At 66.3% G+C, this 20429-nt stretch carries 16 protein-coding genes; 7 read left to right on the forward strand and 9 right to left on the reverse strand.

The annotated features are described in order from the left end of the window. Position 1 precedes the first annotated feature (1 nt). Complete coding sequence (rsgA, locus tag ACJH6I_RS05385; RefSeq protein WP_060999069.1) at positions 2-979, forward strand: ribosome small subunit-dependent GTPase A; 978 nt, start codon at positions 2-4, stop codon at positions 977-979. On the opposite strand, the gene ACJH6I_RS05390 is transcribed toward rsgA, so the two are convergent. The 6 genes from ACJH6I_RS05390 to ACJH6I_RS05415 all read right to left on the reverse strand — a co-directional run bounded on the left by ACJH6I_RS05390 (position 976) and on the right by ACJH6I_RS05415 (position 6781). Then, a complete protein-coding gene (locus ACJH6I_RS05390) occupies positions 976-1371 on the reverse strand; it encodes a hypothetical protein (protein WP_406783820.1) in 396 nt (131 codons plus the stop codon). The genes rsgA and ACJH6I_RS05390 overlap by 4 nt on opposite strands. Before the next feature lie 70 nt (positions 1372-1441). After that, positions 1442-2701: a fatty acid desaturase family protein gene (locus ACJH6I_RS05395; RefSeq protein ID WP_406783821.1), complete on the reverse strand. Its 1260-nt coding sequence runs from the start codon at positions 2699-2701 to the stop codon at positions 1442-1444. Positions 2702-2794: 93 nt separating this feature from the next. After that, positions 2795-3937 (reverse strand): ferredoxin reductase, encoded by a 1143-nt coding sequence (locus ACJH6I_RS05400; RefSeq protein WP_406783822.1) that lies wholly within the window; start codon positions 3935-3937, stop codon positions 2795-2797. A gap of 85 nt (positions 3938-4022) precedes the next feature. Beyond that, entirely contained in the window at positions 4023-4532 is a 510-nt protein-coding gene (locus ACJH6I_RS05405) for a DUF6912 family protein (RefSeq protein ID WP_406783847.1), read from the reverse strand. A 6-nt stretch (positions 4533-4538) separates the two neighbouring features. Continuing rightward, positions 4539-5369: a polyphosphate kinase 2 gene (ppk2, locus tag ACJH6I_RS05410; RefSeq protein WP_406783823.1), complete on the reverse strand. Its 831-nt coding sequence runs from the start codon at positions 5367-5369 to the stop codon at positions 4539-4541. Continuing rightward, positions 5369-6781, reverse strand: coding sequence for a wax ester/triacylglycerol synthase family O-acyltransferase (locus tag ACJH6I_RS05415; protein WP_064858407.1), 1413 nt, complete (start codon positions 6779-6781; stop codon positions 5369-5371). The genes ppk2 and ACJH6I_RS05415 overlap by 1 nt, the downstream gene beginning before the upstream one ends. A gap of 183 nt (positions 6782-6964) precedes the next feature. On the opposite strand from ACJH6I_RS05415, the gene ACJH6I_RS05420 reads away from it, so the two are divergent. Continuing rightward, complete coding sequence (locus ACJH6I_RS05420) at positions 6965-7465, forward strand: Rv3235 family protein (protein WP_060999059.1); 501 nt, start codon at positions 6965-6967, stop codon at positions 7463-7465. A 5-nt stretch (positions 7466-7470) separates the two neighbouring features. On the opposite strand, the gene secA is transcribed toward ACJH6I_RS05420, so the two are convergent. The 3 genes from secA to ACJH6I_RS05435 form a co-directional block, all read right to left on the reverse strand. Next, on the reverse strand, positions 7471-10239 hold the full coding sequence (gene secA / locus ACJH6I_RS05425; RefSeq protein ID WP_064858408.1) for a preprotein translocase subunit SecA: 2769 nt from the start codon (positions 10237-10239) through the stop codon (positions 7471-7473). Between the two features lie 128 nt (positions 10240-10367). Beyond that, the gene (hpf, locus tag ACJH6I_RS05430; protein WP_406774253.1) at positions 10368-11000 is read right to left on the reverse strand and encodes a ribosome hibernation-promoting factor, HPF/YfiA family; all 633 of its coding nucleotides are present in this window, start codon (positions 10998-11000) and stop codon (positions 10368-10370) included. Positions 11001-11343: 343 nt separating this feature from the next. Next, on the reverse strand, positions 11344-11973 hold the full coding sequence (locus tag ACJH6I_RS05435) for a ComF family protein (protein ID WP_406783824.1): 630 nt from the start codon (positions 11971-11973) through the stop codon (positions 11344-11346). A 92-nt stretch (positions 11974-12065) separates the two neighbouring features. Here ACJH6I_RS05435 and ACJH6I_RS05440 point away from each other — a divergent pair, with 92 nt between their 5' ends. The 5 genes from ACJH6I_RS05440 to ACJH6I_RS05460 all read left to right on the forward strand — a co-directional run bounded on the left by ACJH6I_RS05440 (position 12066) and on the right by ACJH6I_RS05460 (position 20423). Then, positions 12066-12902: a WXG100 family type VII secretion target gene (locus tag ACJH6I_RS05440; protein WP_406783825.1), complete on the forward strand. Its 837-nt coding sequence runs from the start codon at positions 12066-12068 to the stop codon at positions 12900-12902. Between the two features lie 2 nt (positions 12903-12904). Next, the gene (locus ACJH6I_RS05445) at positions 12905-13186 is read left to right on the forward strand and encodes a WXG100 family type VII secretion target (RefSeq protein WP_406783826.1); all 282 of its coding nucleotides are present in this window, start codon (positions 12905-12907) and stop codon (positions 13184-13186) included. Between the two features lie 21 nt (positions 13187-13207). Further along, the gene (locus ACJH6I_RS05450; RefSeq protein WP_406783827.1) at positions 13208-18223 is read left to right on the forward strand and encodes a hypothetical protein; all 5016 of its coding nucleotides are present in this window, start codon (positions 13208-13210) and stop codon (positions 18221-18223) included. Positions 18224-18245: 22 nt separating this feature from the next. Beyond that, on the forward strand, positions 18246-19166 hold the full coding sequence (locus ACJH6I_RS05455) for an immunity 49 family protein (protein ID WP_406783828.1): 921 nt from the start codon (positions 18246-18248) through the stop codon (positions 19164-19166). A 132-nt stretch (positions 19167-19298) separates the two neighbouring features. Beyond that, the gene (locus tag ACJH6I_RS05460; protein ID WP_406783829.1) at positions 19299-20423 is read left to right on the forward strand and encodes a hypothetical protein; all 1125 of its coding nucleotides are present in this window, start codon (positions 19299-19301) and stop codon (positions 20421-20423) included. Positions 20424-20429: the final 6 nt, after the last annotated feature.

Below are 20429 nucleotides of genomic sequence, written 5' to 3' on the forward strand. Positions count from 1 at the left end.
CTTGCGGGAGTACGACGAATCCGATGTCCGGGTGCGCTCGGGCAAAGGTTCGCGTCCGCGCACCAAGAACCGGCCGACCCACGCCGACGCGCGCGAGGCCATGGTCGTCACCGTCGACCGCGGCCGGTGGGGCTGTGCGCTGGACGGCAATCCCGACCACATTGTCACCGCGATGCGGGCCCGCGAACTGGGCCGCACCCCGATCGTGGTCGGCGACTCGGTGGGCATCGTCGGCGATCTGTCCGGCAAGCCCGACACCCTGGCGCGCATCGTCCGCCGCGACGAGCGCCGAACGGTGCTGCGTCGCACCGCCGATGACACCGACCCCACCGAACGGGTGGTGGTCGCCAATGCCGACCAGTTGTTGATGGTGGTCGCGCTGGCCGATCCGCCGCCGCGTGCCGGGCTGGTGCAGCGTGCCCTCATCGCCGCGTACGTCGGTGGGCTGCGGCCCATCCTGTGCCTGACCAAGCAGGACCTGGCTCCCGCCGAACCGTTCGCCGCCGAGTTCACCGGCCTGGACCTGACGATCATCACCGCCGGCCGCGACGACCCGCTCGACGCCGTGGCGCCCCTGCTCGAAGGTCAGATCACCGTACTGCTCGGCCACTCCGGTGTCGGCAAATCGACGCTGGTGAATCGCCTTGTGCCAGAAGCAGACCGGGCCACCGGTGACGTGTCGGGCGTCGGCAAGGGCAAGCACACCTCGACGCAGTCGGTGGCACTGCCGCTCGACGACGGCTGGGTCGTCGACACACCGGGTATCCGCTCGTTCGGGCTGGCACACATCAAGCCCGACGACGTGCTGATGGCTTTTTCCGACCTCGCCGAGGCCATCGAGGACTGCCCCCGCGGCTGCGGGCACATGGGCCCACCGGCGGACCCAGAGTGCGCGCTGGACGCGCTCACCGGACCGGCCGTCGACCGCGTCGCGGCGGCCCGTCGTCTCCTCGCGGTCCTGAACGAGCCGACGTACTAACGCGTCACCAGCATCGTCGCGCGGTAGTCCGGCAGCGGGATGGTGCCCGGCGTCTCGGGATACGGGTCCAGCGACCGTAATTCGACGGCGAACCCGCCGACCGTCTCGGTCAGGTGAGTCTGCCCCGGCGCGGGGTTGGTGTTGAACTCCAGCGTGGCCGGCGGCCGGCCGTCGGGCGTGACGGTGACCGCGATTCGGGCCGCACCCGTCCAGACACACGACACCCGCTTCGGGCAGCGCGAATCATCGAGCACCCGATCGAATTTCAGCCGCAACCCGGCACCGTCGACCACCGCGTCCTGCCCGCCGGCGAGGACGAACTCGTGGCCCAGTTGCACGGCGGCGGTGTCGGGCCGCGCCTGCCCCGGCGAGCAGGCGACGGCGAGCGCCACTGCCAGAAGGACCGCAGGAAAACGTAAAAACCCCCAAAACCGGCCGGTTTTGGGGGTTTTCACGACTGCTTTACGCGGCGGCTGCGGCGCGCTTGGCCCGACGGCGGCTGCGCACGGTGGCGATGGCCGTCTTCAGACCGCGCTTGTTGCCGGTCGCCGGGTCGATGGCGCCGAAGCTCTCGTCGAGCTCGACGAACATCCGCTCGCTCCGGGTCTCCGGGGCGTCGTCGACGGTGTCGGTCAGGTACTTGTTCGGCACCGACAGCTTGGCGATGGTGCGCCACGTCTTGCCGTACTGCACCAGGAAGTTCCCGGTGGTGTAGGGCAGGTCGTACTTCTCGCACAGCGCCCGAACGCGGATCGAGATCTCGTACAGCCGGTTGCTGGGCAGGTCCGGGTACAGGTGATGCTCGATCTGGTGGCTCAGGTTGCCGCTCATGAAGCGCAGCACGGGACCCGAGTTGAAGTTGGCGCTGCCCAGCATCTGGCGCAGGTACCACTCGCCCTTGGATTCGCCGACCATGTCGGTCTTGGTGAACTTCTCGGCGCCATCGGGGAAATGGCCGCAGAAGATCACCGCGTTGGCCCACACGTTGCGGATGACGTTGGCCAGGAAGTTGGCCTTAATCGTCGACTTGAACGTGGCGCCCGGTGACAGGGACGTGAGCGCGGGGTACGCGACGTAGTCCTTGCCCAGCTGATGCGCGGCCTTGGTGCCGAACTCACGCACGCGGATCATCGTGGCCTTGCGGTCGTCGCGGCCCTTGAAGATCTTGCCGAGCTCCAGGTGCTGCAGACCCACGCCCCACTCGAACAACAACGCCAGGACGGTGTTGAACCCGAGGTTGAACAGGTGATGGGGCTTCCAGCGGATGTCCCGGGTGACGCGAATCAGGCCGTAGCCCACGTCGTCGTCCATCCCGAGGATGTTCGTGTACTTGTGGTGCATGAAGTTGTGGGTGAACCGCCAGTGCTTGGAGACCCCGTTCATGTCCCACTCCCACGTCGAGGAGTGAATCTCGGGATCGTTCATCCAGTCCCACTGGCCGTGCATGACGTTGTGGCCGATCTCCATGTTCTCGATGATCTTGGCCACGCCCAGGGTGCTTGCCCCGGCCCACCAGTACGACCGCTTCGAGCTGCGCAACAGCAGCAGGCGGCCGGCCACTTCGAGAGCACGTTGTGCCGCGATGGTGCGGCGGATGTAGCGCGCGTCGCGAACGCCGCGGCTTTCCTCGATGTCTTGCCGGATCGCGTCCAGCTCGACGCCCAGAGCCTCGATATCGGCTTCGGTCAAGTGCGTGAATTCAGGTACGTCAGTGACTGCCATATCGACCTCCTTCCAGTTACCTACGCTAGCGTAACCTACTCAACCGTAGGTTGCTAGACAGCAAATTCTACATTTCCCAGATCTGCGGTTTTGTTAAATATCCAACACACAGTCGCCGGCCGCAGCCGAAACGCACGTCTGCACCCGACTTCCCGGTTCCCGTTCCGCTCCGGTCCGCAGATCCCGTGCGTGACCCTCCAGCAAACTCACCACGCAGGACTGGCAGATACCCATCCGGCAACCGAACGGCATCTGCACGCCGGCCTGTTCGCCGGCCTCCATCAGCGATGTCGCCGCATCGGCGACGACGGTCTTTCCGCTGCGCTCGAAGGTCACCGAACCACCGGTGCCCTCGACCGCCGCCCGGGACGCCGCGAAACGCTCCAGATGCAGGCGCACCCCGAGCCCCGCCGCCCCGTATTCGCGCTCGGCGTCGTGGAGCATGGCCTCCGGGCCACACGCCCACGCTTCGCGCGTCCGCCAGTCGGCGACTTCCTCGTCCAGCTTCGACAGATCCAGGCGGCCCTCGGTACGGGTGGCCCGCACCCGCAACTGGTAGCTCGGATGAGCCTCGGCCAGCTTGGCCAACTCGTCGGCGAAGATGACGTCGGCCGCGGTCGGGGCCGAGTGCAGGTGGACGATGTCGGTGATCTGGTCCCGGCGCGCGAGGGTGCGCAGCATCGACATCACCGGGGTGATGCCCGACCCGGCGGTCAGGAACAGCACCTTGCCCGGCGCGGGATCCGGCATGACGAACTCGCCCTGCGGCGCAGCCAGCCGCACGATGGTGCCGGGCGCCACGCCACCGACCAGGTGGGTCGACAGGAAGCCCTCGGGCATGGCCTTCACCGTGATGGTGATGGTGTGGTCGCCGCGCGATTCCACCGGGCTCGAGGTCAGCGAGTACGAACGCCACCGCCAGCGGCCGTCCACCAGCAAGCCGATGCCGATGTACTGCCCCGGGTGGTAGTCGAACGAGAAGCCCCAGCCCGGCTTGATCACCAGGGTTGCCGAATCCTCGGTCTCGCGGCGCACCTCGACGACCTTGCCGCGCAGCTCCCGTGCCGACCACAGCGGATTGACCAGCTTGAGGTAGTCATCCGGCAGCAGCGGTGTGGTGATGCGCCCGACGAGTGTGCGCAGCGCGTGCCACCCCGGCCGTTCCTTGGCGCCGGCAACCTTGGGCCGCACCGTGTCGACCACATTGGCCGAGACCTTGATGGTGTTCTTGGCCACGTTCACTCCCGCTCGGTTGGTCGTCCTAACCTACGGTACCGTAACCTACGCACAAGTAGCTACCCCTGCAAGCCAGGGACAAGGGCTATAGAAGCTCCAACAAAAACGGTAACTCCTGAGCGGCGTACCACGCCAGATCATGATCCTGAGCATCTCCGACGGTGAGCTCGGCGTCCTCGTCACCGAGGTCGGCGGCGTCGACGACGGCCACCGCAGCAAGCACCGCCGGCTCGGCCGCCGAGTTGTCGACGTACGCCGCGATCACGTCGGCCAGCTTGACCGGCCCGGCCAGGCGCACCACCGCGTCGTCCAAATCCGGGCGGACCGTCACCTCTTCGGCCTCGGCCACCAGCACCGCCCGCCGCGGCGGCAACCCGGCGTCCTCGCCGACCCCTTCGCCGGCCAGCAGCCGCAGTGACGCCAGCGCGGCTTCCTGCAGCGCGATCTCGCCGAGCTCGTCCTCGTCGCCGTGCGCGTAGGCCTCACGCAGCGTCGGCGTCACCGCGAACGCAGTACCGCTGCGGGCCGGCATCACCCCGTCTGCCACGAGTTGCGACAGCATCGCCAGGGTCGCCGGAATATAGACACGCACCAGGGCACTCTAAAGGGATCTCTCGGGATCGCTCATCAGCTCGGCCACGTGATCTGGCACATAGGTGGTGAGTTCGCGTGAGGGCCGGATGTACGTCCCGGTGATGACCGGACGCTCCGGCAGCTCCACCTTCGGATGGTCGACCGGCTCGTACGGGATCGTCGACAGCAGATGCGCGATCATGTTCAGCCGCGCGTGCTTCTTGATATCGGATTCGACGACGAACCAGGGGCTCTGCGGGGTGTCGCAGTGGACCATCATCTCGTCCTTGGCGCGCGAGTAGTCCTCCCAGCGGTACACCGACTCGAGGTCCATGGGCGAGAGCTTCCACTGCCGGACGGGGTCGTTCAGGCGGGACCGGAACCGCTTCAGCTGTTCGCCGTCGGACACCGAGAACCAGTACTTGCGCAGGATGATGCCGTCGTCGATCAGCATCTGCTCGAAGATCGGGGTCTGCCGCAGGAACAGCGCGTGCTCCTGCGGGGTGCAGAACCCCATCACCTTTTCGACGCCGGCCCGGTTGTACCAGGACCGGTCGAACAGCACGATCTCGCCTTTGGCCGGCAGGTGCGCGATGTAGCGCTGGTAGTACCACTCGCCTCGCTCCCGGTCGCTCGGCGCCGGCAGCGCCGCGACGCGCGCGATACGCGGACTCAGGTATTCGGTGATGCGCTTGATGGTGCCGCCCTTGCCCGCGGCGTCGCGCCCCTCGAAGACGATGACGATGCGGGCACCGGTGGCACGCACCCACTCCTGCAGCTTCACCAACTCGGTCTGCAGCCGGAAGATTTCGGCCTCGTAGACGTCGTTGGGAATCTTGCGGGCCTTCCTGGACGCCATCAGCGCGCCACCTCGCGCAGCTCGTCGAGCGCCTCGCGCAACAGGCTGGGGAAGACGTCGACGTCGCTCATGGCCTCGCGGTCGGCGTTGATGCCGTAGTAGAGGCTGCCGTTGTACGACGTGATGCCGAGCGCCAGCACCTGGTTGTTCAGCAGCGGCGGCACCGCGTACGTGTCCAGCAGCTTGGTGCCCGCGACGTACATCTGCTTCTGCGCGCCGGGGACGTTGGTGATCAACAGGTTGAACTGGCGCGCCGGGAAGCTGGTCGCGACCCGGGTGCCCATGGCGTGCAGCGTCGGCGGCGCGAAACCCGACAGCGTGACGATGGTGCGCGCGTCGACCGGGGTGGTCGTCGTGGCCTGGGTCTCGGTGGCGTGCGCGATCTGGGACAGCCGGACGAGCGCGTTGTTCTCGCCCACCGGCAGGTCGACCAGGAACGGCGTCACCTCGCTGATCGCCTGGCCGGGGCCGGCGGTCTCCAGATGGTCGGTTTCGGGATAGACCGACATCGGCGCCATGGCCCGCACTGTCAGGCCCGTCGACACCGATTGACCGCGGGACATCAGCCAGTTCCGCAGCGCGCCGGTCACCACCGACAGCACCACGTCGTTGACGTCGCAGTCGAAGCGCGTCCGTAGCTGGCGGTACTCCTCCAGCTCGTGTTTGGCGACGGTGAACCGCCGGTTGCGGGACACGGTGGCGTTCAGCGGACTGCTCGGGGCGGTGCCCCGGACCAGCGTGCGGGCCATGTCGATGACGCGCCGGCCGGCCTCGACGAACTGTTCGGTGCTGGAGATCATGTCCGCCGCCGCCGACTGGACCGCGGCCAGCTGCGCCGTCGGGCGCGTGATCCACTCCCCGATGGCGCCCAGCAGCAGCGAGGCGTCGCTGGGTTCGCGGCCCGGGATCCAGATGTCCTCGCCGAACTCGGGCGGCTTCTGCGTGCGGTCGGCGATGACGTGCCCGATCTCCAGCGCTGTCATGCCGTTGACGAGGGCCTGGTGGGTCTTGGTGTAGATCGCCAGCCGATTGTCGGAGAGCCCTTCGACCAGGCACATCTCCCACAGCGGCCGGGTCTTGTCCAGCGGCCGCGAGCCCAGCCGGGCCACCAGATCATGGAGCTGGGCATCACTGCCCGGGGACGGCAGCGCCGAGCGCCGGATGTGATAGGTGATGTCGAAGTCGCGGTCGTCGACCCAGACCGGCCGGGCCAGCCCGAGCGTCACCTCGCGGACCTTCTGCCGGTAGCGCGGGATCTGCGGCAGCCTGGCCTCGACGGTCGCCAGCAGCGTCTCGTAGCTCAGGCCGGCCCGCGGCTTACGCAGGATGGACAGCGTCCCGACGTACATGGGTGTCGATGAGTCTTCCAGCCCGTAGAACGACGCGTCCGACGCCGACAACCGGGTCACCATGCAGCCCGTGCCTCCTTCACCCCTGCCGGAACGACCCCGTCACGGTATCCCCGGGACCGGTCCCCCGCAGCACCGGATCGGCGAATTGGCGTCGAGCACCTGGTGAAACCGGTGCGATGATTTAGCGGTCTGCAACTCTCCAGCAGATGCGTCACGCACCTGACCGACCGCTGGAGAGATTTCATGACCGCATCGACCCGCATCGACATCGACCTCACGGCGCCGATCGTCGACTACGAGCCTGCGCCGATCGAGACCGGCGCGGCGGTGCGTGCCCCCAACCGACTGCAGGTGGTGGCCGATCCCGAACCGGACTGCGCGACCGTATCCGCCGTCGTATCTCGGCACGAGGTCGCGCCGCCCACGGCCGCGCTGATGTTCGCCGACGCTGCCCTGCGCCGGGTCCTGGAGGTCAGCGACCGACGCCGGCCGATGGCGCAGCTGCGTCCGCTGGTCACCTCGACACTGTTCGACGCCATGTCGTCATGGCCCCACCACAACCGGAGCGATGGCACGGCAGCGCTGCGCAAGGTGCGGCTACGCACCGCCCGTGAACAGGACGGGTTGCCCACGGCCGCCGAGGTGTTCGCCACCTTCAGCCGCGGGCCACGACTGCACGCCGCCGCCGGACGCATCGAAATGCTCGGCGGGCGTTGGCAATTCGTGGCCCTGCAGCTGGGTTGAGCGGGTTACCGCCGCTTCTGCTTGCGCGCGGCCTCACGGCGTTCCCGACGCGAGCCCGGGCCCGCCGCGTGCCGGCCACCCTCGCGACGCACCTCCGCGGACCCGTCCTCTGCTGGACCGCTGTAGGTCATGGCCGGGGCCTTGTCCTCAATTCCCTTGGCGCGCAACGCGGCCGGTGCGGCCTGCTCTTGGGCGGCGTTCTGCTCGGCCTCCGCGGCGAACTGCGCGAGCCCCTGCGGCGCGGCGACCGGGGCCACCTGCGGCGCCTGCTGAGCCTCGACCTGCACGTTGAACAGGAAGCCGACCGACTCCTCCTTCAAGCCTTCGAGCATGCCCGTGAACATGTCGAAGCCCTCGCGCTGGTACTCGACCAGCGGGTCGCGCTGCGCCATGGCCCGCAGGCCGATGCCCTCCTTGAGGTAGTCCATCTCGTAGAGGTGCTCGCGCCACTTGCGGTCGATGACGTTCAGCAGGACGCTGCGCTCCAGCTGCCGCATGGCACCGGGACCGGCGATGGCCTCCAGGTCGGCTTCGCGCTTGGCATAAGCCTTTTCGGCATCGGCGATCAGCGCCTCACGCAGCTCGTCCTGCGTCAGCTCGCCCGGCTCGCCGACCTCGTCGGAGTCGATCAGGTTGTGGTAGTCCAGGCCCACCGGGTACAGCGTCTTGAGCGCGTCCCACAGCTTGGCCAGATCCCAGTCCTCGGCGTAGCCCTCGGCGGTGGCGCCGTCGACGTAGGCGGTGATGACGTCGACCAGCATCTTGTGCGCCGTGTCCTGGACGTCCTCCCCCTCGAGGATCGCCTTGCGCTCGCGGTAGATGACCTTGCGCTGCTGGTTCATCACCTCGTCGTACTTGAGGACGTTCTTGCGGACCTCGAAGTTCTGCCCTTCGACCTGGGTCTGCGCGCTCTTGATCGCGCGGGTCACCATCTTGGCCTCGATCGGCACGTCGTCCGGCAGGTTCAGCCGGGTCAGCAACGCCTCGAGGGTGGCGCCGTTGAAGCGGCGCATCAGCTCGTCGGACAGCGACAGGAAGAACCGGGACTCGCCCGGGTCACCCTGACGGCCCGAGCGACCGCGGAGCTGGTTGTCGATACGACGGGACTCGTGGCGTTCGGTGCCCAGCACGTAGAGGCCACCGACCTCGCGGACCTTCTTGGCCTCTTCCTCGACCAGCTGCTTGACCTTCGGCAGCTCCTCGTGCCAGGCCGCCTCGTACTCCTCCGGGGTCTCGACCGGGTCCAGACCGCGCTTGCGCAGGCGCGCGTCGGTGATGAAGTCGACGTTGCCGCCCAGCACGATGTCGGTACCACGACCGGCCATGTTGGTGGCGACCGTGACGGCCTTCAGCCGGCCCGCCTCGGCGATGATGCTCGCCTCCTGCTCGTGGTACTTGGCGTTGAGCACGTTGTGCGGGATGCGGCGCTTGGTGAACTGCTTGGACAGGTACTCCGACCGCTCGACGCTGGTGGTACCGATCAGGACCGGCTGGCCCTTCTCGTAGCGCTCCTGCACGTCGTCGACGACAGCGATGTACTTGGCCTCTTCGGTCTTGTAGATGAGGTCGGACTGGTCCTGGCGGATCATGGTCCGGTTGGTGGGGATCTGCACCACGCCGAGCTTGTAGATCTCGTGCAGCTCGGCGGCCTCGGTCTCCGCGGTACCGGTCATGCCGGACAACTTGTCGTAGAGCCGGAAGTAGTTCTGCAGCGTGATGGTGGCCAGGGTCTGGTTCTCGGCCTTGATCTCGACGTGCTCCTTGGCCTCGATGGCCTGGTGCATGCCCTCGTTGTAGCGGCGGCCGACCAGCACACGGCCGGTGAACTCGTCGACGATGACGACCTCGCCGTCGCGGACGATGTAGTCCTTGTCGCGCTGGAACAGTTCCTTGGCCTTGATGGCGTTGTTCAGGTAGCTGACCAGCGGCGAGTTGGCGGCCTCGTAGAGGTTGTCGATGCCCAGCTGGTTCTCGACGAACTCCACACCGGCCTCGTGCACACCGATGGTGCGCTTGCGGATGTCGACCTCGTAGTGGACGTCCTTCTCCATGAGCGGCGCGATGCGCGCGAACTCGGTGTACCAGTTCGACGCGCCATCGGCGGGGCCGGAGATGATCAGCGGGGTACGGGCCTCGTCGATGAGGATCGAGTCGACCTCGTCGACGATGGCGAAGTTGTGGCCGCGCTGGACCATGTCGTCGACCGAGTGCGCCATGTTGTCGCGCAGGTAGTCGAAGCCGAACTCGTTGTTCGTGCCGTAGGTGATGTCGGCGTTGTACGCGGCGCGACGCTCCTCCGGCGTCAGCTGCGACAGGATCACCCCGACCTCCAGGCCGAGGAAGCGGTGCACACGGCCCATCCACTCGCTGTCGCGCTTGGCCAGGTAGTCGTTGACGGTGACGACGTGCACACCCTTGCCGGAGAGCGCGTTGAGGTAGGCCGGGAGCACACAGGTCAGGGTCTTGCCCTCACCGGTCTTCATCTCGGCGACGTTGCCGTAGTGCAGCGCGGCGCCGCCCATCACCTGGACGTCGAAGTGGCGCTGGTCCAGCACGCGCCAGGCCGCCTCGCGGGCGACGGCGAAGGCCTCGGGCAGCAGGTCGTCGAGCGACTCACCACCGGCGATGCGCTTCTTGAACTCTTCGGTCTTGGCGCGCAGCTCGTCGTCCGACAGCTTCTCGACGTCATCGGACAAGGTGTTGACATAGTCGGCGACCTTTTGCAGGCGCTTGACCATGCGGCCTTCACCGATGCGGAGCAACTTCGACAGCACGCTTTTCCCCTGTGGGTCTGGAACGGATATACGTCAGCGGGTTAGACGTGACCATCGTAGGTGACCGGCGGAATCGGCAGATAAGAGTGCGCCCCCGGCGGTTCGGCCGGGGGCGCATCAGCGGGACCTCAGGACAGACGGATCAATCCGTAGTCGTAGGCATGTCTGCGGTAGACCACCGTCGGCCGGTCGCTCTCCTTGTCGTGGAACAGGAAGAAGTCGTGTCCGACCAGCTCCATCTCGTAGAGCGCATCATCGACCGTCATCGGGTTGGCCGGGTGCTCCTTGACGCGGACCACCTGACCGGGCACATGGTCGTCGACCTCGGCGGCTGCGGTCTGGTTCGGCACCTCCGGCAGATCCTCGGGCGGCACGATGGACGTCGCCTCGGCCAGGCCCACCGGCGTCTTGTCGCCGTAGTGGATCTTGCGGCGGTCCTTGCTGCGCCTGAGCCGGTTCTCGAGTTTGCCGACGGCCGATTCGAGGGCCGCATAGAAGCTGTCCGCACAGCCTTCGCCACGAACGACCGGCCCGCGGCCGCGTGCCGTGATCTCGACATGCTGGCAGTTCTTGCGCTGGCGCCGGTTCTTCTCGTGGTCGAGTTCGACATCGAACAGGTAGATGGTGCGATCGAAGCGCTCCAATCGAGCGAGCTTCTCGGAAACGTAGATGCGGAAGTGTTCGGGGACCTCGACGTTGCGGCCCTTGACGACGACGTCGGCGTGCGGTTCGGGCGCAGGCTCGGTGTCGTCGGCAAACATGGTCGAGCGGGCAGAATCCACGGATTGGGTTGTCATGCTTAGCAACTCGCTTCTCTCTCGCAGTGCACGTGTGGCTCTTCTTGCACACGGTCTGAACTACGCGCCGAGCGGGTCTGCAAGTCGCCGCAGCCCGGCGCAAGGTGTTGACTACTCACCTCCTACCGCTGTCAGCGATTTGGTACCGAGTGAATATGTCGGTACCGCCGTGAGGCTTCACGGGTGGTTGCAGCCGACGGTAGTCCGAGTTCACCTAGTCGTGCCACCGATTTCGCATACCGGTTTTGAGAACTTCATATCGAGTTGATGTAGGTACTGCTCCGGCCGTGTCGTGCCGTCTCGAGGCTCACGCGTGTGCTATTGCGAGCACCGCCGCCACCTGTGCCCCGGATGTTTGCAGGACCCGAACGGCCTCGGCCGCCGTCGTCCCCGTCGTCACCACATCGTCGAACACGATGGCCTCCCCCACCACCGGTGCACGCTGTCGAACGCGGCCGCGGATGTTGCGCTGTCGTTGCGCACTGGAGAGGCCGACGGAGTCTCTGGTGAAGGCCCGCATGACCAACGCCGGCTGGACCGTCACTCCCGGAAGAGCCGCGGCCGCGGCGCGGGCGATCTTCGCGACGGGGTCGCCGCCGCGGCGCCGCGCGGCCAGGCTGCGGGTGGGCGCGGGCACCACCGTCAGCGGCGGCACGATCAGGCCCCAGGTGATCAAGGTCCGCAGGGCCGCGGCGACCGCGTCGGCCAGCGGCGCCACGAGATCGGTGCGGCCGTGCTCCTTGAGTCCGACGACGGCCCGTCTTCTGGCCCCGGCGTGGCGCCCGAGCGCGAAGACCGGCACGCCCGGGTCCTCACGCGGCGTGACGACGTGCGGCTCGTCGGGGCGGACCGTCAGTTCCGCCGCACAGGCGGGACACCAGCGGGTCGCCGGAGCGCCGCAGCCACCACATTCCACGGGCAGGACCAGGTCGAGCATGGGGTCAGCATGGCTCGGGGGTACGACACCAGTTGGTGTCGGTGCGTGCCCGATTCTGGCCATATCCTGGGAATCAACTGAATGGGGGGCAGATGGGGCGGCTCGAAGTTGAGGTGTCGGCGTTGATGGCCGCCTCGGCACGGTTCAAAGACGCGGCGCAGCAACTGCAGGACGGGCTTTCCAGCGTGGATTTGGAAACCACGCAGTTGTTGGGATCGGGCTGGAAGGGCGGCGCGGCAACGGCTTTCGGGACGGCATGGGACGGCTGGCACAACGGCGCGGGCCAGGTTGTGCGCGGTTTGCAGTCGATGGGTGACATGTTGTCGCTGGCCGGCAAGGAATACGCCAAGACCGACTCGGACAGCGCGGCAGCGCTGCAGTCGGCGATGGGCGGCGGCGGCGGTGCTGCTGCCGGCGGAGGTGGTTCCGGCGGTAGCCCGGGCTCCGGTGCCGGGTCCGGTTCGGGTGCCGGTGCGGCCCAGTCCGGTAGTTCGCCTGGCGGCGCTGGTGGAGCTGAGCAGTTGGCGAGTCTGGCCCAGCAGCTGGTGGGCGCGCTGGGGCAGGTCGGCCAGTTGGGCCAAGGGTTGTCCCAGGCCGTAGGACAGGCCGCACAGTTGGCGACCGGGATCGTGCAGGCCTCGACGCAAGCTGCGGCGCAGGGCCAACAAGGTGGCGCGGAGTCTGCCGACAAGGACGGTGCCGACGACGGCACGACCGGCGAAAACGAAGACGACAGGGACAAGGCCGAGAAGGAGAAAGCCGAAGCCGAGACGGATCGCGGCAGCGAAACCGATGGCGCGGCAGGGCCATCGGCTGAGCAACCGGGGCTGAAAGCCCCCATCGTCGATGGGCTGTCCGAATCCACAGCGCCCGCCGGCCCACAGCCGGCCCGGCCGCAGACGCGACCCGCTGATGGCCGGGAGGTGTGAGCGTGCTTGTCGTCGATTTCGCGGCAATGGAGGGCGCGATCACCCATCTGGAGCAGTTCGGGAAATCCGTCCAGGAAGTGTTGGAGGACGTCGACCAGACGATGGCGGTGTTGCACGCCACCTGGCATGGCGAGGCCTCGGACGCCCAGGCCCAGTTTCAGCAGCAGTGGGAGGACGGCGCTCGCCTGATGAACGAGCAGCTGACGAAGTTGAAGGACGTTCTGGCCGGGGCGAAGAAGAACTACACCGACGCTGCCTCCCGAAACGGAGAGATGTGGGATTAGCCGCGGTCGACAGGGGATGCGGTGCCCGGCCGCATTGAAGTTGAACCCGATGCGCTGATCGCCGCGGGTCAGATTGTGCTGGCTGCCGGCGAGCAGTTGGGTGCGCTGTCGGAGGCGGTCAAGCCCATGGTCGCCGAGGGTTTGGCCTCGGGTTTCGACCTCGCCGGATTCAACATGGGCGTGCAGTACGGGCGGCAAAGCCAGGAATTCACCAACACGTTGGCGGGCGCGGCGAACGCATTCAAGAGTGTCGGCTACCGGCTGATGGCATCGGGCCACAACTACCGCGATGCCGATGCGGCATCGACGATCGGCGGGTCGGGGCCTTCTGGAGGGCTCGGCCCTGCGCCGCAGGAATCCCATCCGGGGCAGGCCGCGCGAATGCCGCAGAACTTGCTGGTTCCGCCGCCGCCGAAATGGAACCTGATCACGATGTTCCTGCCGGTGAACACGTGGCCCAACGGCCATGCCGGTTTGATGAAAGTCACTGCTGCGCAGTGGCGCAACTTCGCCAACGGGTTCAAAGTCTTCGATTCCATGCTCACAGCACCGAAAGCAGTGGTCGGCGCCCAACACATCGACGAGTCCGGGAAAATGAAGGAGGCGCTCAACACCCTCGGCGAGAACATCAAGTCCTTGACGGAGATTTCCGACAGCGTCGCCAAGGCGGTCGAGGATTACGCCAACCAGGTGCAGGAAACCCAGAACGCGATCCGCAGAATTCTGAACCGGCTGTCCCTGGACGGTCTGTTCGACGCCGCGAAAGACATCCTCACCGGTGACGGCATGAAACTGGTGCGGGAGGTCGCCGACAACATCAAGGCGTTGTGGCACAACTTCCAAACCAACGTCAAGGCGGTCACGGGACTGCTGGGTGAAGCCCTCACACTGCTCGGCGAAGCGGCCGACGCATTCCAGAAAATGATCCGTCCGGTGCTGATCGCTGTGTTCGGCGACGACATCGGCGGCGCGTTGGCCGACGGGATCAAGTTCTACACCGATGTACAGGTCGGCTTGATATCAGGACTGGTCGGGACCGTCTCGGGGCTTGTGTCGCTGGCTGATTTCGACACCTGGAAAGGGATGTACGACGTCGCCACGATGATCGCCAAAGATCCGTCCAAGACCGACGACGTGCTCATCGCCATGGGGAAGCAGTTTGTCGCGTGGGACAAATGGTCGGGCGATCATCCTGGGCGCGCGTTGGGTGAAGCAGGCTTCAACATCGGGTCGTTGTTCGTGCCCGGCGGCGCGCTCAGCAAGACCGGGTCGGTGGCCAAGGGCGCAAAGCTCGCCAAGGATCTGGCCAGCGGGGAACGCAAGCTGTCCGACCTCGCCAGGTTGGGGCCCCGCGGCCGCGGTTCGGTCGATGCCGGAGACCACGACGGCCTAGAGGGCCTCAGCGATCTCGGCAATCACACCCAGGCCCCACGCTTTGACGGCGGGGCGATGCCCGAGATCGGTGACGCCCCAAGGCCACCCACGATCGGTGACCCGTCTGGGGGCACACCGCGTGGGCTGGGTGGGCCGCCGGACCCGCCCGGTCCTGATCACACCCCGGTGCGGCCCGGCGGGGATGGTCCCGGGCAGCATTCGGGCCCGCCGGAGCGCTCATCAGGACCCGCCGATGCGGGGCCGTCCCGCCACGATGGTCCCCAGTCCTCTGGTGGGCCAACGCATTCCGGCGACGGACCGCAATCGAGCAGTGGTCCGGGCAGCAACGGCCGGGGCTCTCACGGCCCCACCTCTGACGGTCCGCGATCGAGTGAACCACCCGCCGCCGCCCACACCCCATCTGATTCGTCGCACGGGCCATCGCAATCGCAGCATTCCCCGCAAAACTCCACGGACACAAGCACACACGACCAGGGCAATAGTTCGCCCGCCCACGACCAGCGGGGCAGCCACGACACGACCGGCTCCCGCGACAGCGGCGGCCACACGCCAAGCGACACCGGGCACCGCGGCGATGCCGACAGTCGCCCCGGTGATCACACCTCCGGCACGGAGCGCCACTCTGGTAACGGCGAACACCCTGGTAGCCGCGAAAGTCCTTCCCCCACAGATCATTCCCGCACTCACGACTCGCCCACCACCGACGGTGCGCACCGCACCGACCACACCGCGCCGTCGCACGTGACCGATGCTCCTGCTCACCGTGACACCGACACCAACGCCTCCACCAACTCGCTCGCCAACGCGATGAACATGGGCGGCCCCATGGGCCCCGTCGGCCACCACGCACCCGGTGGCCACAGCAGCACACCCGGTGGCGGCCACAGCGCGAACCCGACCAGCAGTCGCACTCCCACCCCCAACACGGAGAGACCCGCGGGGACCCCGACACCACGCGACACGACCGCGAAGAACCCGCCGCCGCAGCGTCCAACAGACCGCGCCGCCGCCGGACCGGCCCGCGACACCAATCCCAGTCCGCCGGTGAAACCCGCTGCCGCGCAGGGAGAATCACACGCCCCCGAGCACAAACAGCCCAGCACCGAGCAACCTCAGCGCCCCTCGAGCCCGAGAGAGCCTGACCACGATTCGGGCCCACGCGCCGGTCAGGGAGCGGAGAATCTGCGGCCCGCCGCCGAGCACCCGCAACCCGCGCCGAGCGGTCCACACACCGAGGACCACCCTCCAAGCGGAACGCCAAGCCACGCCGGCGACCGATCGGACGCGCCGCGGCCGGACCCGGTTGATGCGGTGATGCCGGTGCTCGACCGGCACGGCGTGACCCTCAACGAGTTCATCGATTGGCAACGAACGGCCGCGGTCGTCGGTCGCGAACACCTGGCCGAACACTTCAGTCATCAGCAGCTGCAGGTGATGTACGAGGCGCGGATGGCCCATCCGCACCCCGGCCCCAACGACACCATTCAGAAGGTCGTCGGCGAAGGAGCCGTCAAGTCCATTCTTGAACAGATCGCCAACCCCGGCTCCAGATTCGGCGGTGGCGGCGAGTACAGGGCCAACGGCGCGGGTGGGTGCGTTTCCGTCGCCTCCGACGCGGCGAAACTCCGCACGCCTTCAGACCTGTTGCACGCATTGCGTCTGGACTATGGGGACGGGTCTCCTTACGAGGTATTCACTACCACTGATCACGCCTACGTTGTCGAAGGACGGGTGACCACCGGGGAACTCCGGGTGCCCAACGGCCGGATTACCGATCGTCTCGGGATTGCCGATCCCTACACCAGGGACCTCCGCTTCGGCGACCCTCCGCACACTGGCACCGGCTACACGGGCGCAGGCGATGGACTCAACCCGGAATACCAACTGATCGACGGCCAGTGGGCCCCCGGCGCGGAGTTGGTCCGCATCGACCCCGACGGATCGCGACACACGGTGGCACGTCTGGCAGACGAGGACACCTGGGTACCAGCCAAGGCTCCAGACGATCACGTCGTCGACGGCTGGCCACAGCACAAGGGCGGCGACTGGGTCTTCCCCGATTCCACACAGCACGGGCCACACCCCGAACCGCCCGATGCCACGCATCGAGGCCCCGAATTCCGCGACACTGGGCCACCTCCTGATCGACATTCCAGCGCCGGGGCCGCAGATGCGTTCCGGCACTCCACTTTCGAAACTCCCGCGGGTGCCGCCTTCTTCGACCCAGCGGATGCACACATGCGGGCTGCGGCCGGCGATGTTCCGAGATTCCCCGGTGAGTTCACCGTTGACGTACACGGCGATCACCACAGCGTCTCGGTGTACGACAGCGCCGGAAATCAGCATCAGCTCTCGCCACACGATTTCGCCGATGCGATTCGCAACAGCGGATGGGACGGACAGACTCCCATTCGGCTGATGTCCTGTGACACCGGCAGCGGAAACCATTCGTTCGCCGCCGACCTTGCCCGCGAGCTCGGGGTACGGGTCACGGCACCGGACCGGCCGGTATGGAGCTATCCCGATGGGCGCCCGCCGGTGGTCACCGGTTTCGATCGCGACCCGGACGGCGAACGCGTACCGCGGATCCCACCGGACGGTAGTTGGCATCAATTCGAGCCCGACGGCACCGCACGGCAGGCACCCGACTCGCCAGGACCGGACCACGCCCAGCCTGACGCTCATCACGGCAACGAGAGCCCCGACAGCGCGGACCCACAGAGCCGTGCCGGGCGGGAGATCCCCGACGATCCGATCGATGGCCTGGAGGGGCGGCACCCACCAGCCGGCCTGCAGGAAAAGGTCGACGACGCCCGTTACCGGGAAAAGTATTACGACGAGGTGCGCACTCGGGATTCGTTGCGTGAGGGCAGCACATCCACCGAGCCGGAATACCGGCGCAGAAACGAGAACCAACTCGACTTCGACGGTGACCAGGTACCCCTGATCCGCCGCGACGAAGTCGGCGCCCCGGTCGCGGTGCCCGACGGCTACGAGCGCGCCACCATCGCAGACGGCGAGACGCTTGTTCATGGGGCCAATCCACAAGAACGCCACGCCGCGCAAGAGCTGATCGACCGACGCGAAGCTGCCCGCGATCACGTTGTCACCGCGGATGCCGCTTACCAGGCGGAGCGAGCCGGCGGTGGTGAGGCGTCCCCGGAGACGATCAGTGAGCGCCAAGCCGCGTTCACTGAGCAGACCGCCGCCGGTGAGGCGCTGGGCGAGCATGCGGCGACCCACGCCATGGAGAACACATTCCCCGGCAGCCAGTTCGACGTGACACCACTGCAGGAAGGACTAAAGGGCCCAGGCACTTTCGACCACGTCTACGAAGTTCGGGACCGCGAGAGCGGCGAAACGCGTGTAGTCGTCGTGGAGGCCAAAGGACCCAGCGGACACCTCGGCACACGCCAAGGCGTCGACGGGGTTGACTACCAACAAGGACATCGCGAGTATGCGGCAAGTGTCATCAACGCAATGCTCAAAAGCGGTCCGGAAGGACGACAATTGGCGTGGCGCCTTCGCGAAGCGCTGCTGACCGATCAGCTCGATTATTATTTGGTAAGAGCAAAGGTGGAAATCACCTCAGGCGGTGCCGAGTACGGCGGGTACCGCATGGACCGATTCGCGTTGGACTAGAACACAGGAGAGTGATTCCGCGGTGGTTGTCATTGAGCGACACCCGATCGACCTGGATGACATTGAACAACGGATCCAGGAATTGTTCGAAGACATCGATTTCACCAGAAAACTGATCGAATCGAAACCTCGATTGACCAAAGAACTATTTACCGACGCAACGTGGATCGCGAACTATTCCTCGGTTGACGATCCTGACGGGGCACTGCTACGCATCTGGGATGCGACGTGGATGGCGATGCAAGCCGGCTCGGCGATGTTCCTCAACGCAAACAACAAGGACCGCGAAATCGAGTTCACGCTCGGCTTCGATGACAAGGTCACCACCGCCGGCACCGGTCCGAACTCCAGCGCTACGGCCGGAAAATGGCTCACTGCAATGTACTTCGCGATCGTCTGCCGCCGAAATGACCGCATAACGTCCCTCTGCGCCACCCCCGTCGAGACGCTGCGGGCCTCCGGTGCGGTGTACGACGAGTACATCTACGACTGGGTGACCGCTTTCCAGAAGTTCTTCCACCGAGACGACGACGTTGTCCGAGCGATCATCACCGCAATGGAGGGCGCAGACCCGGAACGCGTGGAGATTGCCAAACCAGAACTGCTTTTGCTATTGCTGTATCCGCCGATCGAATTGCTGTATTTCGTCACCCAGGGCAACGCCGAAGAATTCAATACCCGGTTGGCTCGAGCAGTCGAAGACCACAAGAAATACTGGTCGAAAACCGCCGACCGTCGCCGGGACGTCGAAGGATTCATCGCATGGGGCCCGCTGGCGATGGCGTGCATCGCCCACGACATGGGTATGGGAATTACGGTCGAAACACCGTACCTACCCAAGCACCTCGTACTCGGCAGCCGCGCAACCGAATCACAATTCATCAGAGAAAGCCGTCAAGGCCGAGAATCATCGACGAATGGCCAGGCCGAAGGAGACATGTAGGTGACAAAAGCCTTATCGGTGTCCCGGCCAGATCCCGGTGCCCCAGACGGAGTTTCGCCCGACGCTTCGCTCCCCCGACTCTCACGCGAGGACGCCGCACGGGTCGCCGACTACCTCGACGCCGGTGCGGTCGTGGCACGCACCACCGCACGGGCCATCGACCCCTGGCTCGACCCGCCCGCGGCCCGAGTTCCACTGACCAAACGCACCGACGGCACCTGGCGCTGGGACGATGAAGTGAGTTACTACGTCCGCAATTACGGACTCTCCCCAGGCGCCGAATTCCTCAACTACCTACACCAACGCAACTTCACCCCACCCACCGTCAGCCCCGAACAGGTCAGCGCCGTCATCGACGAACTCTTCGGCAACCCGACCCAAACGCCACAACCCCGGCTCGCTCTGGACGGCACACAGCTACTGGCCCGCGACTACTACTGCATTTATCAGGGCCGGGCTTTTCGCTGTGACGTCAGCCCTTCGCAAGTCAAATTATTCGTTCCCCCGGGAGAACCCATTCCTGAGGGGTTTGAGCGCAGAGATGACCGTGATCAGTTTGTTCAGGCGATTGCCTACAAACGCGTGCCCGCTGATGACATCGAGGCTTTCTACCGTGCAATCACGACTTGCTGGTACAAGGGCGACCCATACTCAATCAGGCGGATTGACGGGCCACGCCTGCGACTCAGCCTCGACGGCGGGCGTCGGATAAAACGCACCATTCCCGAGCCGCCACACCCAACACTCAAGGAAATCTCGCAGTTCCCGAACACCGAGGTCCTGGGCCAGGGTGACGTCTGGGCCACCATCGAGATTCAGGAGGCCGCCCGTCTGACCATGGCGATCGTCCCGTACCACCAAGTCGGTGGTCACCTGAAGCCAGTTCGAGACGTGACGGGTGCAGGGGTCGCTGTACCGAAAGCCGACGAAATCTTCTACTTCCCCTCGCCGCGCGACAGCCCATTCCTGCCCGCCAACGACGCCATCACCACCATCACCGCGCACCTCGCCGCCCACGACCCCGGCTACCCCACCACCGGACTCACACCCCAACGACTACGCGACGGATGGCGCCTCAACCCCACCACCGAGACACCAACGATCTACTACATCACCGACGACAAACACATCATCACCGCACCGGCAACCGCACCAACCGCCCACATCGCCAGCCAAATGTCCGCCGAATTCCGCAGCCGTCACCCCATCGTGGACCCACCGCCTGCCCATGACACCGGAACCGACATCTTCGACTGAGCCAAA

Origin of the sequence: Mycobacterium sp. SMC-13, from assembly GCF_045311035.1 — a bacterium.
Classification (GTDB): Bacteria; Actinomycetota; Actinomycetes; order Mycobacteriales; family Mycobacteriaceae; genus Mycobacterium.

Excerpts from the sequence above, each read along its gene's own strand:
- ppk2 (WP_406783823.1), bottom strand. The coding sequence starts at position 5,369 with ATGGCGTCCAGGAAGGCCCGCAAGATTCCCAACGACGTCTACGAGGCC.
- ACJH6I_RS05420 (WP_060999059.1), top strand. The coding sequence starts at position 6,965 with ATGACCGCATCGACCCGCATCGACATCGACCTCACGGCGCCGATCGTC.
- ACJH6I_RS05435 (WP_406783824.1), bottom strand. The coding sequence starts at position 11,973 with ATGCTCGACCTGGTCCTGCCCGTGGAATGTGGTGGCTGCGGCGCTCCG.
- ACJH6I_RS05395 (WP_406783821.1), bottom strand. The coding sequence starts at position 2,701 with ATGGCAGTCACTGACGTACCTGAATTCACGCACTTGACCGAAGCCGAT.
- ACJH6I_RS05440 (WP_406783825.1), top strand. The coding sequence starts at position 12,066 with ATGGGGCGGCTCGAAGTTGAGGTGTCGGCGTTGATGGCCGCCTCGGCA.
- ACJH6I_RS05415 (WP_064858407.1), bottom strand. The coding sequence starts at position 6,781 with ATGGTGACCCGGTTGTCGGCGTCGGACGCGTCGTTCTACGGGCTGGAA.
- hpf (WP_406774253.1), bottom strand. The coding sequence starts at position 11,000 with ATGTTTGCCGACGACACCGAGCCTGCGCCCGAACCGCACGCCGACGTC.